We start from the raw sequence: 16,417 nt of genomic DNA on the forward strand, positions 1-16,417 counted from the left end.
GACACCATGGAAATAGAACCGTTTCCACACCCTGGGGGTGAGCAACGATGCCTGCCGGGATCGTCCCCGATTATCTGGCTTTGGTTCCTCCGGCTACGGCTGCTCATCTGTCCGCCGCCGGCGCAGGCCCCTCGGGTTCCAGCTCGACGCCCGTGTGGGCCGCGATCCTGGCCAGTTCCGTTGTCGGCGCTTGCGTGGCCGCCGCGACCAGCATCCTCACCACGAAATGGAGAAATAAGCAAGCGGACAAAGAAATGAGCCAAGCTGCGTCTCTGGCGGAGACACAAATGAGCGAAACTGCGCGTATAGCGGGCAATACCATCAGTGACGCACAACACCGCTTGAGAGACGAGCTCGATGCGCAGCGGGAGCGACTGGCGAAGCAGCTGGCGCAGGATAGGAGGAAGCTGCTGTCCGATCGGTTCGCCGCGATCTCCGTCCAGCTGGGGGATGACTCGCGTTCGGCGCGGCTGGCCGCGGTGTACGGGCTGGCGGGGCTGGCCGACGACTGGGACCAGCCGGACGAGGCAGGTCAGCGCCAGACCTGCATCGACGTCCTATGCGCGTACTTGCGGATGCCGGTCGCCCCCTACCCCGGTGACAAGGCGTGTGCCGAGGTGTTGGGCCCGTGGCGGGCCGAGCATGAGGTCCGGCACGCCATCGTCGGGCTTATCCGCGCCCATCTCCTCAGTGGTGCGCACAAGTCGTGGCAGGGATGTGACTTCGACTTCACCCGCGCGACCTTCGATGGCGGCAGTTTCAAGGATGCCGAGTTCTGCAAGCGGGTGAGGTTCCACGGCGCGACCTTCCGTCCCGGCAACGGAGCGGAGGTGACGTTCGAGGAGGCGGCGTTCCGCCCCGGCTGCGAGGTGGAGTTCTGGGGAGCCACCTTCGCCGGCACCCGTTCCATCGTGTTCCGGAAGGCGAAGTTCACTGGCGGCTCGGTGATGTTCCGTGATGCCCACTTCAACGAGGGCGCCGTCGTGTTCGATGATGCCCAGTTCACCGGCGGAAAGGTCGATTTCAGTGGTGCTGAGTTCAGCGGCGGCGAGATCACGTTCAGGCACGCGCGTTTCGGCGGCGCCACCGTCCTGTTCGACAACTCCACCTACTCCGATGCCACGGTCGGCTTCTGGGATACCAAGTTCAAGAAGGGGCAGGTCAGCTTCGACCGTGCGGCCTTCGGCCCGGGAAGCGGGAAGGTGGACTTCGGCGGCTCGTTCTTCATAGGGGCGGACGTACAGCTCGAGACGGCGGCCTACAACGGCCTCTCCGTCAACCTCGCCCATGTGAGCGGGAGCCGGCCGCCGAAACTCCCTCCGGGACCCCGTCGAGGACTATCCCGGCCGTCGAAATTCCCCTCCGCGGCTGCGTAAACGGTCGGAACTTGCCGCCTGAAGCTGCTCAGCAGGTTTCCGCAGTCATCCCCGCACGGCCAGGGGTCACCGTCCGTACAGCGGTGGATTTCAGTAGGGTCGGGGACTGGCACATGGTGGCGTGATGCTCCGTTTCCAGTCCCCGCCGCTACTCTCCGTCGGCGCGGAAAAACGGTTGGACGCTGGCAGAGGGGGGCTGGATGCGGGCCCGGACCGCGTCCACCGGCTGCTGAACCGGATCGCTGGACACGTCGACGCCCGACGGGTAGATAAGCACATGAAGCCTATGGTGGAGACGGTTCTCTTGGTCGAAAACCCATCTACCAGAGGCTTCACCACGTTGTCAGCCCGACCGCCGGACTCAACAGCCAGGAGGTGACGGCCTGCAAAGCGCAACGAGCGAGGCCCCCGGGCTGTTGATCGAGATGCGCGCCGACTACTCCCAGAAGCCCGCCGGCACGGCGTGAACGTGCAGCTGGTCACCGATCCGGACGGCAGGCTGCTGTGGATCTCACCCGCGTTGCCGGGCCGAACCCACGACCTGGCCGCCGCCCGCACCCACCGGATCATCCGCATCTGCGAGCGTCAGGGCGTCCCCGTCCTGGCCGACCTCGCCTACCAGGGCGGCGGCCCCTGGGTGACCACGGGCATCAAGCGCAGACCCCTGCAGGAACTCACCCTCACCGAGAAGACCCTGAACCGTGCCCTGGCCGCGGGCACCGGTCGAGCGCGGCGTCGCTCGCCTGAAGTCCTGGCGGATCTTTCGCAGATCCCGGTGGAGTCCCAACCGCATGACGTCAATTGCCAAGGCCATCCTCACCCTGGAGCGGCAACGCTGAAGAAGCTCATTGACGCAATACGCGGGCCTCTGGTTTCTCACCCCGCACAGGAGGTAACGGACCTGCTGCTCCGCTGAGCCGCCGGTCGACGTGGGTACCCGCTCTGGGGTCACACGGTGGGGTTACCGCCGAGCGCCCCGGCGAGGGTCACGATGAGGTTGGCTCCGCCCCGCCCGTCCGGGTCGGCGATCTCCGGTGGGTGCGCCAGTGGAGCACCCGGGGCGTGGGGGTCGGGTCCGGGCCAGAGGGGTAGCAGCTTGCCCAGGCCGCCTGCCGCGAGGACGTCGGTGAAGGCTTCGTGGGCGGAAGTGGGCTGGTGCAGGCGCACCCAGTCCGCCGTTGGGGCGCCGACCGTGCTCGGTGCGGCGCCGCCGCCGACACCGCCTGTTCCCGCTGCCACACCCAGGTGGGCTGCCATGAGCTCCTTGCGGTGTGCGCGGATCGCCGTGCCGGCGCCCCGGTCGAGCTGCCAGTCGGTGAGGACGACGTCGTTTGCACCGTCGAAGGTCATGCCGCGTCGGCTGAGCGTGCTGGTGCCGCTGATGAGCCATACGTCGTCGACGATGACCGTCGTGGTGCGCAGGACCAGGGGCCTGCCCGGAATGCCCATCGGGTGTGCGATGAGGACGCGGGGGCGGGTACCGCCGCCGGGTGCGGTCACGTTGCCTGCCGCGGCCTGGAGGGCTTGGGCCACCTGAGTGCGCGCGCTGTGGAAGTACATCGACCAGGGCTCGTAGCCGTGCGTGAACGGTGGCGTGCGCGGGACGAGGATCACCGCCCGCAGGCGTGGCTCGCTGCTGAGGCGGTTCGCGAGTTCGGTGAACAGATCGACCGCAGCCGCGCCGTCGGCGGGGGCGCCTTGCGTGTGCGACGTCGGTGCCAGCAGCGGCGTCTCGATGTAGACGAGCCGGCGTGCGTGGCGGATCGCCCGCAGCAGCGCCCACTGGGCGTCGCGGCGCCCGTGCTTGCAGGTGCGGATCTCCCGGGTCAACTGGCGGGCGATCTCCGGCCGGTTGGGGAGCGTCGGGTAGGAGGGCAGTTCGTTGGTGACGAAGTTTTCGACCGCGGCCGTGTCGTCGTCGGGGATGAGTGCAAGCTCGGGCGTCTCGACGTACGCGGGTACGGTCTGCAGCACGGCGCCCGCGATCGATGACGGCGTGGCGGGTGGGGCCGGGGGCATGGATGCGGTGTTGGCCTGCAACAGCACCCAGTTGGACGGGGCGCCGGTGTTGGGCCCCCCTCCCAACGGCCCGGCGACGTCGGCCGTCGGTACGACCGGGCGTGCACGGTGCGCGGCCGCTGCCCACAGGTCGAAGCCGAGCTGGGACGAGGCTCCCACGCCTGGCGCGTGGACCTCGTGTGCGCCCGCCGCGGCCGGGTTGGCGATGCGGTAGGAGTGGGTGTCGGTCTCGCTGGTGAGCCAGCCGCCGGTGAGCACCGACCGATAGAGGTCGGCACCGGCGGTAGCCGGCAACTGGGCTGCGAGCAGCGATTCCGTACGGGCCATGGTGGGCAGGCGGGGAGCCCGGCGAGGGTTCTGGTCGGTCGTCATCTGCCGGACGACGCTCTGGACGAAGGCGACCGGGTCGGCGAACGTGGTGGACAGCGTGAACGAGCCGGTCGCCGGCGAGCCGAGCAGCGGGGCGTCCGCCACGCCGCGCCAGAACTGGGCGGCCAGCAGGTTCGTCGGCGCACCGGCCGGACGGGGGACGTCAGCGGTGACAGGCCACGACAGGTTCGACACCAGCTTGACCTTCGGCCGACCACCTCCGGTGGGCAGCCAGGTCACGGTGGCATCGGCCCGCAGGTGCGCGGATCCGCCGCGCACGGGCGTCGTGCCCAGTGAGAACGGGTCGGTGAGGACGATCGTGTCGGTGCCGCCGGTGACGACGGCGGCTCCGCCGTCGGCGCGCAGCAGCAGCGGTTGCTCGTCCGGGCCGGTACCGAGCAGGACCTTGACGGGGTAAAGGCGCACAGCGGCGCCGACGGGCAGTCCGGGGGGCAGCGTCACCAGGACGTCGTTGCCACCGGCGATCCATTGCGCAGTCGTGGCGGTGCGCAAGGCGGCGCACCGGCCGAGGACGTCTGCGTCGCTGCCGGCCACAGGCACGGCGGCAGGGCTGGTGGGCCATCGGCCGGAGTTCCCGGGGGAGACGGCGAGCGGCCATTTCCCGTCGTCGAACATCACGCTCGCCGCGAAGACCGGACCGGACGTGAAGGTGCCCGACGGGTTGCCGCCCTGGAGGCCGAGGATCGCCTGTGCGAAGAAGCCGAGGCAGGAACGGCCGTCGGGGAGCAGGGTGACCGGGCTGCCGTCGCGCACCGCGGGCGCCTCCTCCCCGGCGGTCGTCGCGTCCACGCCGGTGACACCGTCGCGGGTCGTCGTGGTGCGGTTGCCGAGCAGGTGAAAGGCCGGGTCGGTGATGGTGACACGCAGCCAGTCGCGGACGGGCGTGCGGGTTCCGGCGGACGGCCTGCTGAGCGGGGTGGTGGCCATGCGGCCGACGGTGCTCCAGCCGAAGCGCAGCAGGGTGGCCGGTGGTGGTGTCTGAGCGCCGTCGGGGTCGGCTCGGGCGCTGAGCACGGCCCCGGCCGGCCAGGAGTACGGCCTGCTGTCGTCGAGATGGGTGCCCTCGGTGCGGGATCCGGCGGTGCCGGTGTAGAAGCTGAGTCCGGTGTTGGGGCCGGGTGGGTCGGTCCAGGGCCTGCCGTGGAGGTCGACGAGGTGGACGAAGGTGCCGGCGCTCACGCTCGCGGCGATGGCCTGCGGGGTGCCCGTGGTCGCCCCACCGGGCGGCTGTGCGCCGAGGGCGGGGGTCCGGGTGAGGACCTCGGCGACCTGGGCGGCGAAGGCGAAGGGGTCGATGATGATGCCGTGCTCGTCGTGGAAGCTCACTTCTCCCGCCGGCATGAGCAGTTCTGCTGCGGCCAGGGAGAACGCCTGGGTCAGGGGAGTGGTGAGGTTGCGGACGAGGATGGTGGCGGGAACCGGGCGCAGCGACTGGTCGGGTGCTCCGCCGGTCTGCAGGGCTGCTACCCATTCCCGTTCCAGGCGCAGTCGTGCCTGAGGGTGGACGCGCAGTACGGCGCAGGGGGCGCTTGCGGGTTCGGCGGGGCTGCCGTCGAGGCGGGACAGGCCCAGCCGGCTCCCGTCGGCCACGGGCAGCAGCATCCCGGCGAGGGGCGCGTACCAGCTGGTCATCGTGGTGAACGTCAGCCTGTTCTCGTCCGTGGCGGGCGGTGTCTGGGTCCAGGCGGGGGAGAGGAGCGGGCCTGTCAGACCGAGTGTCGCGAGGCCGTCGGTGTTCAGGCGCCGGCGGATGTCGGCCTGTCCGGCCACGGTGAGGGTCATGTGGTCACCTGGTGTGCGGTGGCGGAGGAGCCGTCGGAGTTGGTCAGCTGGAGCGCGACGTCCAGGGCGGACTCGGCTCGCAGCCACATCAGGATCCGGGCCGTGCCGTCGATGCGGCCGATCGCGAAGTCTGCGGGATCGAGCAGTGGGTCGGGCATTCCTGCCGCCGTCGGGACGGTCGGGATGCCCGTCACGGCGAACGTCAGCATGGTGGCCGGCCCCACCGGGAAGGAGGCGCGCCGGATCCGGACCTTCAGGACCCAGTCGTGTGCCGGATCGGGCGGCAGGGGGATGTTGGTGTCGATCCTCAGATGCGCGATGCCCCCGTTCCGTACGGCGACGAGGTGCACGACGGGATGTGGGTCCGGCACGTGGGCCGGTACGTCGATGACGGCGTGGGTGGCGCGGTCCAGCGGATCGGTGAGGTCGACGGCCAGGCCGAGCGCCTGTCCGTCGAGTCGGTCGAGCCGTAGATGCAAGACGTCCTCCACGTAGCCGGCGGGCTCGCCGCTGCCGGCGAACACGGAGGCCGAGGAGAATCCAGGCACCGCGCTCAGGGAGGACCGGAAGCGGACCGGCGCGGTGCGCGCGGCGGTGACGGAGAAGGCCAGCGAGAAGTCGCCGATGTCCGAACCGCGCCGCAGGGCATCGGTGTCCACCCGTACGACGGCCGTCGTGCCGGTGCTCCCTGGCACGTTCGGTGTCAGGGTGAGCGCCGGTGCCGCCGGCGGCGGGTTGAGCAGGGCATACGAGCGTGACGCGGTGGACGGGACGGCCATCCCCGCGTGTTCGGGATCATCGGTGGTGAGGGCGACGACGCGGTACTGCAGGCGTGTCCAGCCGACGGGTGCGGTGGTGTCGGTGAACGTGGTCGTCCGCCAGGATGCGGGAGCGGTGGGGACGGTGGCGACGACTTCCATCGTGCCGGTGTGCCGGGCCAGGACGGCGTTGGTGGCACGGTGGATGCGCAGGGTGCTCACCGGGACGGCGCCGCCGACGTTCACGGTCAGCCGCGGATGACCCTGGTCGTCGAGGCTTGCGGTGATCTCCGGTTGCGCGGGCTGAAGGGGACGCGGGATCGCATAGGCGAAGAACGCCTTGCGGCCGTCGGCGTCCGGTTCCGGCCAGGCGGAGACGAGGTTCGCCTCGCTCACTCCGGCCACGACGTAGCAATGGATGAGTGAACTGCCGCGCGGGAGCAGGGACTCGCATCGCATGGTGCCGTCGGTCTGCGGGACCGGCAGTACCGGGTCGGTGCCGAGTTTCCGGAACGCCGCTTTGAGTCCCGGCAGGTTGTTCGGGTCCTTGTACAGATCGAACAGCGCCTGCATGCGCGTGGACAGCTGCTCGGTGAGCACGGGGCCGGGCTTGCCACAGGCGGCCAGCAGGGCGGCCTCGGTCGCCTCGTACACCCGGTAGCGCCACGCGCCGGTCGGGGTCCAGCTCACGGGGGCGTACGACAGTCCGGCGGCGTCCGGGAGGGACGCCCGCTCGGGGTACACGAGGGGTAGGGGGGCGGGCACGGGCGGGGGCAGGGGACTGGCGGCGATGGCGGCTTCGCGCGGATGCGACCACGCGCTCCATTCCCCCGGCCGTACCGTCTCCTCTGCCTGGGCGTACACGGCGACGGCGAGTTCCGGGTTGCTGCCGTAGGTTGCCGGAAGGCCGGACAGCTCGATGCGGTAGCGGCGGTCGTCGCCTTGCGCGGGGTCGAGCGGGGTGACGGGCGTGTCGTCGTCGTGTACGGCGGTGACGGTGATCCCGGCGGGCGGCGCGGCCGGTGTGCCGTCGGCGGCGAAGGACAGGAAGACGTCGGCGACGGTGGCCGTTCCGCCCTGTGGGGCAGGCAGCGGCGCGTCGTACGGCGCAGGGGGCCCGGGTGTGGGCGGGTAGATGTCGACGGCCAGGCGCAAGCGGGCCAGCGAACGTTCGCGCCGGTTCCACACGACCTCAGTGGTGACCGCCATGTCGCACGGATCGGTGTCCCCGGGACCGGCCGTGGCACGGGCCCGTACGGTGGCGACGGCAGGGGTCTGGACGTCGGGGGCGGCAAGGGAGAGCCACGCCGTCGACCACGCGCTCCACTGACCGAACAGGTCGGTGGCGGCGGCCGCGTACTGAAAGGCCCCCGGTGAGCCGCTGATGGGCCGGTCGACGCCACTGTCGCGCAGCATGACGGTGCCGGGCAGCAGCTCGGGGTCGGGCGGGTCCTGCGGCCGGCGTACGGGCTCGGCGGAGCCGATGGGGATCCAGCCCTCCGCCTGGGGGTGCTCCCGCAGCGCGTAGTGGCCGGTGCCGGGGCCGTCGAAACGGGCCAGGCCGTATGCGGACGGGCGTGGTTGCCCGGGCACCGGGGTCGGCCGTGTCGTGCGGATCACCACGTTGGCCCGGTACGGCGCGTCGACGGCGTCCGTGCCCTCTTCGAAGGACGTTCGGGGTGTCAGCGGCGTGGGCGGTGACGGTGCTGCGCGCAGACGTGGGGCCAGAGCGATGGCGACGAGTTCTCGCTCCACGTCAGCGGTGTCGTACTGCAGGGGAGGCCCGCCCGCGAGCCACGGCCAGGGCCATGGGGAGGGCACCGGGAAGCGGATCTGCCCGTGCCAGGGAACGGTGACCATGTAGTCGTAGCCGTCATGTGCCACATTGCGGTCGGGCAACGTGTCGCCGGTGCCGAAGCCCAGAGCCAGGCCGGCCCAGATGTCGCAGGCGACGGCCGCTGACAGCGATTGCAAGGGACGTACCGTCACGTGTGAGATGTTCTGGCCGCTCAGCGGCTGAGAGCGGGTACCGACGACTTGGCGCAGCTCGTCGAGCTTGTGCGCGACCTCGTGCGTGATCTGGCCGGCGACGAGCGGTGGCGGGTAGGCGGCCATCGCCTCGGCCAGGTCGGGCAGCACGTACTCCTGCATCTCCTTGACCAGGAGTTCGGGGTCCGGGGGCCGCCAGGGCGGGATTCCGGTGAGCGGGGCCCAGCCGAGGACCGGGCCCCAGCTCTTCAGGCGCCGTACGGCGGCGTCGAAGGCGCTGATTGGTGCTCCCACCGGACCCTGCTGCGTGCCCTGGTAGTAGGTGGTGGCTGCCAGGCCGGGGTCGAAGGGCAGACCGACAGTCTCCAAGGGCTGCCATCCGGGTCCGTCGGCCAGAGACAGGGTGGACTGGCCGCGGACGCCGGAGAACGATCCGGCCTGGTCGAGCCGGACGCCGAGCATCGGCCCGGCGTCCAGGACGACAGTCTCTCCGGCATTGCCCGAGACGGTCTGGACCGGGTCCAGCTCTGCCCGGCCGAGGCCCTGAGCCACCACGGGGCCGGTGAGGTCGATTTCGATGCGCTGCATCTCGGTGACGCCGTCCCAGCCCCAGGTGTCGGAGCCGGTGCGGTGCCAGCCCGGGATGGGTTGGGCCGGGCCGCGTTGACCGGCCGGGCGCCGCCAGACAGTGAAGGGCTCCGGCGGAACGCCCAGCGCCGGGTTGAGCGCCCAGCGCAACGCGACGTAGGGGGCGCGTTGCTGCACGCGCTGCAGGGTCGCCTCGTCGAACGGCGCGACGGTCGCCCAGTCCTGAGGGTTGCCGCTCTGTTCGAGGAGCTTCAGCTCCCGGCCCGGGTCGATGACGATCGCGTCGAGGAACAGTTCGCCCGGCAGGCTCGCGCGGGGTGCCATGACCTACACCACCTCCCAGGTCGCCGCGTCCAGGGTCAGAGCCAGCAGTGAGGTGTCGGTGTAGCCGGCTGCTTCGCCGAGGAAGGCGTTGCCGTGCTCGCGCAACGTCAGGCCGATGGGTGCGCCGCGTCCGGCGTCGACGATCACGACGAGGGTGTTCAGTCCCGGCTGGGAGACGATGTGGAGGCCGGGCGCACCTGCGATGCCCTCGGTGGGCACGACTTCCAGGTGGGGCCGGTCCTGAAGGGTGATCACCTTGCGCTGCAGCCGGGGCACGCCGGGCGGTGCGTAGTCGACCGGTTCGCGGCGTGTGCGCACCAGTGGTTCCGGTGTGCGGACGATGAGAACGCGCGGCTGGAGCACCCCGGCCATGCTCACCCACAGCACGTCGACGGCCGGGTCGGTGACCGGCATCACGGGACGCAGCCCGGCCTGCAGCAGCGCGGCGTCGAGCGCAGCCGCCGACAGCCGCCCGGGCGCGGTGACCAGCGCCTCGAGTCCGGCCACGGCGGAGCGCTCGGCGGGTGCCTCGGCCACCTCCGAGGTGGCGACGTCGGCCGCCATCGGTACGGGGTCGCGGTAGCGTGAGGTGGTGAACCCGCGCCGGAACAGGGGGCGTTGTAGGGCCTCGGTGGTCGGCTGGGGGGTGGCCTGCTCGATGTCGAAGACATAATCGGTGCGGGGCTCCAGCAGCAGGTCGAGGTCGAGGAGCTGGTGGCGGCTGATGCCTCCCGACATGTCGACGCAGGACTGGTCGGTGGCGATCGTGCGCACCATGTCCTCCCAGGGGGTGAAGACCGCGACGTTCTTCAGCGGCAGTGCATCCGCGGCCGTGAGGTCCTTGAACGTCTTGTCGAAGTCCGGGGACGCCGGGTCGGAGTGGCGGTACGACGCGGAGCGGACTCGGGCCCGCAGTGGTACGCCGTAGGTCTCGTACATGTTCAGGAGGTAGTCGACGGAGAACACCACGCGCAGCGGCCTGCCGTAGAAGCGGAAATGCTCCCCCTCGTCGGGGTCGGTGAGCAGGACCCAGGGGTCGAGGCGGGTGGGCATGGTGACCGTCTTGCCGTCGTCCGGCTTGGTGACCGTGGAGGGCCGGAGGGGCTCGGTGTCCGTCAGGAAGTGGAAGTCCTGGCCGGTACCGGCCGTCCACACCGCGTCGTCGGCGACGGCGCCGGCGGCGTCGCAGGTCGTCCATTCCCAGTCGACGTGCAGGGTGTACTGCGTGCCCGGCTGGAGGAGCGCCGGTGGATCCGGCATGCCCTTCAGCGCCCCGTTCACTGTGGTGATCTTGCTGTTTCTGATCAGGGTGTCGGTTTCCTCGCGGACTACTTCGGCGGCGGTGAGGGTTTCGACGATGCCGACGAGGTAGGCGGGCCGGCTCAGCCCCTTGCCGGTCAGCTCCGCCGCCTCGCGGATGCCGAGCTGGATGTAGGAGGTGCCTTCCTTGACCGGGGTGTCGACGAGCACCAGGCGCAGACTCTGCTGCCTCTGCCCGGCGTTGATTCCGGTGAGGAGGCTTCCGACCTCGCGGACGCGGCAGTACCACGGGCCGTCGGGGTCCAGCCAGCTGCCCGGTACATCGCCTGCCGAGGTGACGAAGCGGCTGTGGCCCGTCCCGTTGACCGGGAACTCGTCGAGGATCTTGCCGCTGCCGGAGAAGCAGCGCAGAACGAGGGAGTCGGTCTTGACCAGGAGCGCCGGCACGTCCAGCAGAATGCGGACGGAGACGACGGGGCCGGTCCTGAGGGCGATGATGTCGTCGAGGTGGTCGGTGCGCTGCTGTTCCGCCGCCTGGGCGAGAGAGCCGAGGACGTCGCCGAGCGGGTGTCCCTGGAGCAGCGCGGGATCGGTGTGGCGCAGGAACGGCGCTTCGAGGGCGTGTGCCCAGCATGCGCCGCGGTCGGCTGCGGCCAGCCGTGCGTTGGCGACCGGGTCGTGCCGGGCGGCGAGATGCAGCAGTTCGCTGCCTGGGCGCGGGCGCGAGACGTCGAGGCCGGGTGACTGGGGCCAGCAGCGATCGTCGCAGCCGACGGTGTCGCCGATGACGCGTGCCGGTGCGATGTCGGTGATCAGGTCGATCGCGGCATCGCCGGTGCGCCAGGTCTCGGCGACGTCGAGACGCAGTTCGGGGGGCATGCTGCGGGTGCTGCCCGGGGGGTCGGGCCAGGCGGTTCCGGTCAGGGCCCAGCCGACGGTGGACGGTCCCAGGGGCGTGTCGTGGAAGGTCCACAGCACCGATGTGGCGGGAGCGACCGGATCGCAGAGCGTCGACCACGTCTGGGTGAGTTGGTCGTCCCGGTGCCGGCTGCGCTCCACGGCGCAGGGGTGCGGGTCGGGTACGCGGGTCAGCAGCGCCAGTTCGCGCTTGCTCTCAGAGCCGGGGTGCGGTTCGGTGGGCCACCAGACGACGGGTACGTCGCCGCGGGTCAGCGCGTGGTCGAGGGCGATGGACTTGATCCGGTAGGTGTAGTAGGGCTCGCCACGACGCACCGCCGGCGCGGCGGGGCCGTCGGGAGTGGCCAGCGGCACGCTCACCGAGCCGTCGGGATTGGCGGTGGTGAACGCGGCGTTCTTGACGATGCGCGGTGTGCAGTCAAGGTGCACGACGATGATGGAGTCGATGGGCACGGCCTCGCCGGCCGGGGCAGGACCGTCGGCGTGCGCGTCACAGAGCTTGCCGTCGATGGGGCGGTCGCTGGAGACGCCGGTGAGCAGTGCGGCGGCGCGTGACTGCAGGCTGACACCGGTGACGAGCGGGGGCGGCGCTGTCGTGCTGTCGGGCTTCGTACCGAGTTCGACATGGACGGAGCCCTCGATACTGAAGAAGAAGAAGTCGACCTTTCCGTGGACTTCACCCTCGATGTGGGCGACGTCCTGGCCGGCGAGGTGGCCGGCGATCACCGAGAGCCGGGCCGATGCCTCGACGCCGATGATCCACAGGTGGAGTTCGCCCCAGAGCCTCAGCTCCCCGGTGAAGGTGAGCGGCTCGAATCCGACGCCGACATCGATCGAGGCGCCGACGGAGAGGTAGAGACCGCTGCCGCGGTCACCCCAGACGAATGACGCCGAGACACCGGCCATGATCGCGAAGCCGGTGAGCGGCCGGGGCAGCGGGAAGTTGCCCTGGCCCGCGTCGTAGTTGTCGGTGGGCGCCGAGGTGTCGGGAATGCCCTTGCCACGGATCATCACGTAGCCGTGCGCGGCGAAGACCTCGAAGAACGTCACCGTCGCGGGCGCGTACCAGCTGCCGGCGTCGATGGCGAAGTGCTCCAGGTCGTCGAACGGGAAGACGGCTCGGACCGGGATGTGGACGTGGAGCAGCGGCTTGATCCCGTAGTCCAGGGTGAGTCCGATGCTGATGCGGTGGCGGCCGAGGTCGAGGTCGATGACGGCGAGGATGGTGGCGGTGACGTCTCCCTGGCGCGGTGGGCGCGGGGAGAGGACGTCGGCTTTCATCACCATGAGGATGCGCGGTCCCGGCAGCTCAAAGATGATCAGGCCCTTGACGTTCAGGGTGAACCCGCTGTCGACCGTGCCGAGCACGGCGCCGAGGCCGATGGCCCAGCCATCGATGTCGGGCACCCACCCGCTGATGTCGAGCGGGTTGCCGTGCACCCTGGTCAGCCAGTCCAGCGCCGGCACCGGCGTGTTCGGGTTCTCGTCGCGCCTGTGATGCTGGGCGAACAGTCCGCCGAAGCCGTAGACGCCCAGGCCGGAGTTGCCGAGCGGGATCGGCACGGGGAAGTCGACCTCGAGGGTGACGAGCACCGCCGTGGCGGTGCGGCGCGCGTCCCGGGGATCGGCGACGTGACGTACGGAGAGTCCGGCGGCCAGCCGGACGCCCAGGCCCGGCAGGGCCACGTCCAGCTGACCGGCGAAGCCGTCCGGGTAGATCGCGAGATATCCGTGGCCGTCGATCGCGCCGGGTACGCTGATGTGCACGCCGAGCGCGCCGATCTGCGGGAGGTTGCCTCCTTCGAGCGGGATGCGGATCGTGGTGCGGTCGATCGACACCACGCCGAGGTCGGCCTTGAGTTCGAGGTCGAGTTCCAGGTTGACCGGGTTCGACCGGGCGATGCGGGCCCCGGCCACCTGGAGGATGTCACCGAGCGGTGCGGGCACCTTGATGCCGCCGGTGCTCGGGATGTTGACGGTGTAGCCCTTGGAGGAGTCGAAGACCGGCAGCAGGTCACGGAGTTGCGGCTGGCCGGAGGTCTTGAAACCGACCGCCTTGTACCGGACGGTGACGGGGCTCTTCGGATCCGTATCGATGATCTTGGTACCGCTGAGGTCGAGGACGATGACGAGCGCGACCTCCACGTCCAGCAACAGCACACCGCGGGTCCCGGCGGCATCGTGCACGACCGTGAGTTCGCCCCCGTAGAGGGTGATCCTCGGGACGCTCACCGCCTTGAGCTTCAGCGCGGCGAAGGGAATTCCCGCCGATACGGTGAGAGCGACGACGTCACCGGCTGGAGTGTTCGAGGCTGCGAGCGCGTCGGTGAGCGGCGCCAGGGCGATCAGCATCCCGAAGAACGACCGCCAGAACCGCTCGGCGTCCGCCCCCTCGGACGCCGCAGTCGGAGGCGGCGTCTGTAGGAAGCCGTCCTTGTCGTCCTCGAAGAGGCCGGCCACCACCTGCCAGCGGTCCACCGTGTCGTCGAGCGTCAACTGCACCCGGATGTCGAGCACACCGTCGTGCGCGTCGGCCCGATTGCCCACCGGCAGCAGCGTCGGCCCCTGCCCCTCGGGCGGCACCTCGCCCGGGTTGCCGGTCTTCACCTTGCTGAGATAGCTCTCCAGCGCCGTCTCGATGTCGACCTTGAGCTTGACCTCCACCGCGATCAGCCGGTTGTGATCGATCTCGACCCGTACGTGCAGTTCCTTGAAGCGCACGGTGTCGGTGCCGGCCGGCTGCCGCGGCACGACCGACGGCTTCACCGGCGTGTTTTTCGCCGGTCGAGCCGGGCGGGAGAGACGGACCGCGGCATGCTCGGTCCTGGCGGGCGAGCCACCGGTCAGCACCGTGGCGTCGACCCGGCGATACTCGCTGCGGCCCGGTGCGAAGAAGCCGGTGTGGACAGGCGGCGGCTGCTCGCCCAACGGGTGCTCGACGATGGTATTGCTGATCCCGTGGGCGGTGAGGAACGCGCGCATGGCCCAGATCCGTCGTTGCGACAGCCGGAGGTTGTAGGTGTCGAGGGGCTGGTGTTCCTTGCTCGCCATGCCTTTCAGCTCGACGGGTTGGGCCGGGTTGGCCTGTGCCGCCGTCTGCCATGCCTCGAACTCAGTACTCGTAGCGAGATAGTTGCCGGGCTCCTTCCACCCAGGGCTGTCCGGGCCGCCCTCGTCGTCCGACGGGACCGTGCGCATGGCGGCGGCATCGGAGGCGAACGCCGCCCACACCGGGTCGTCCGGGGACTGCACCTCATGGGGCGTACGGGCGGGCTGGTCATAGGCGAAATATGCGGTGAGGGTCGTCGGCGTCGACGGCGGCACGGCGTCGACCGCCCAGGTCGCCGCCACATCGAGCTGGGTGCCGTGCGCCAGGTCGACCGTGACCCGGCCGGAACCGTCCACGGCGAGAGGGGCGCCGTCGACGGTCACCGCCGTAGGAACCGGCGGGGTGAAGACGAGTGTCACCTTCTCCCCGGCGGGCGAGTCCTCCATCGTGATCACGTAACCGGCGGAGCCGGGCGTGGTCACGTCGATGCCGGCGGCCTGGTCGCCGCCCTGGGGCGTGCCCGCGGTGAGCGAGGCCGCTGTGAGCCTGACCGGGAACGTCGCCGAGCGGTTCTGCCCTCCGGTGTGCACGTCCTGGACCTGCACCGCCACGTCCTTGCCGCTCTGACCGGCAGGGATCGTGACGAGGACCGGGGCGGCGTTCTGCACCGTCCCGTCGACTTGGATGTTGTACGGCGGCTGGCCACCCGCCACGTCCACGACCCACTGCGTCCTGGCGGGCACGAAGAGAGGTTCTGCCGTGTACGGCGCGCCGCCGGCCGGCAGTTCCTGCCGATGGAGAAACGCGCCGAATTCGTCGTAGATCCCGACCGACACGTGCTGAGGTGCATCCGGTTTGACGATGTCCAGACCGAAGACCCCGGACACACCGCCTTCTGGGCCAATGCCGATGAGAAGCTCACGGGCCGAGACGTCGACGCCGAGGCCGTCGAGGCCCGGCGGTCGGACGAACACCCGAACGTCGGGCAGGTACACCCCACGGAAGTCCGCGCCGACGCCGAATTTGTCGAGCAGTTCGGGGGGTGTCTCGGTGCCCGACAGATCGAGGATCAGCGACTGGAACCCGAACCCCAGCACCGCGCCAGGGCCGATCAGTGCGTACGGCGGACTCATTCGCAGCAACTCGGCATAGGCATCGCCGGCCGGGTCGTCGATGTCGTGCGCGGCCCACGAGTCGAGTGAGATGTCCAGCTGCGGGTCGGTGGTGGCAGTGCCGGCCGTCTGCTCGAGCGACAGCTTGATACGGGGAAGGGTGAGAGTGACCTCGGGATGGACGGGGTCCTCGGCGAGCATGCCGTCCGGGCCGAGCATCGCACCGGTCAGGAAGGGAAGGTGCAACGTCGCCGCGTCCAGGAGCAGATCGAGGTGGAACACCGTCCCCGGGGCATCCTGCCCGGGCGCGCCAGGCCCGGGCACGCCCTGGCCGAGCCCGGCCAGTACGCCTGCCAGCGCGGCATCGTCGATCTGTGGAGCCGGCGTGCCGCCCGGACCGCCGGTGAGCGTGTCGACCGCGGGTGAGGAGGCTCGCGGGGCGACGAGCCGGAACCGGATGCCGATGTCCGGGAAGTCCCACCAGGCCCCGGCCCGCCGTACGGTGCGGTGGTCCACCGCGGCCTTCCCCCCGAAGGAGACCGAGGACGGTGGGGTGAACCTTGGCGGATTCCCGGTCAGCTCGGCACTGAAGCGGGCCATCCCGGAGACGACGACACCGCCGTCGTCGAAGGCCGTTTCGACGTCCTGCACGAACAACGCCGACAGCAGTTCGTGCAAAGGCTCGCCGATGGCCGCCCCGCCGAGTGCGTACGGCGCCATGATGTCGATGAGCGCGAGACTTCCCATGCCGCCGCCCACCTCCCGGGCCGTACGGGTACGGAGGAACAGACTGACCCGATCCGGACATTGGGGCCAGCCTCGACACAGGTTGCGAAGACGCGTTCGTCGTGT

4 protein-coding genes and 1 pseudogene are annotated in these 16,417 nt (G+C 70.4%); 2 read left to right on the plus strand and 3 right to left on the minus strand.

The features are described 5' to 3' along the window. Positions 1-47: 47 nt before the first annotated feature. Together AVL59_RS16940 and AVL59_RS16945 are read left to right on the plus strand one after the other, a co-directional pair. The gene (locus AVL59_RS16940) at positions 48-1,376 is read left to right on the plus strand and encodes a pentapeptide repeat-containing protein (RefSeq protein ID WP_159399937.1); all 1,329 of its coding nucleotides are present in this window, start codon (positions 48-50) and stop codon (positions 1,374-1,376) included. Between the two features lie 428 nt (positions 1,377-1,804). Further along, positions 1,805-2,215, plus strand: a pseudogene (locus AVL59_RS16945) (transposase family protein); the annotation flags it as partial. 109 nt (positions 2,216-2,324) lie between these two features. On the opposite strand, the gene AVL59_RS16950 reads toward AVL59_RS16945, so the two are convergent. Genes AVL59_RS16950 through AVL59_RS16960 form a run of 3 tightly spaced genes read right to left on the minus strand, consistent with a single transcriptional unit; the run spans position 2,325 to position 16,312 of the window. Then, a complete protein-coding gene (locus AVL59_RS16950; protein ID WP_067304954.1) occupies positions 2,325-5,567 on the minus strand; it encodes a phospholipase D-like domain-containing protein in 3,243 nt (1,080 codons plus the stop codon). Next, positions 5,564-9,226 carry a hypothetical protein gene (locus tag AVL59_RS16955; protein ID WP_067304956.1) on the minus strand — a complete coding sequence of 1,221 codons (3,663 nt, stop codon included), beginning with the start codon at positions 9,224-9,226 and terminating at the stop codon, positions 5,564-5,566. The genes AVL59_RS16950 and AVL59_RS16955 overlap by 4 nt, the downstream gene beginning before the upstream one ends. A gap of 3 nt (positions 9,227-9,229) precedes the next feature. Continuing rightward, positions 9,230-16,312, minus strand: coding sequence for an OmpA family protein (locus tag AVL59_RS16960; protein ID WP_067304958.1), 7,083 nt, complete (start codon positions 16,310-16,312; stop codon positions 9,230-9,232). Between the last annotated feature and the right edge of the window lie 105 nt (positions 16,313-16,417).

This window comes from Streptomyces griseochromogenes (assembly GCF_001542625.1).
Lineage (GTDB): Bacteria > Actinomycetota > Actinomycetes > Streptomycetales > Streptomycetaceae > Streptomyces > Streptomyces griseochromogenes.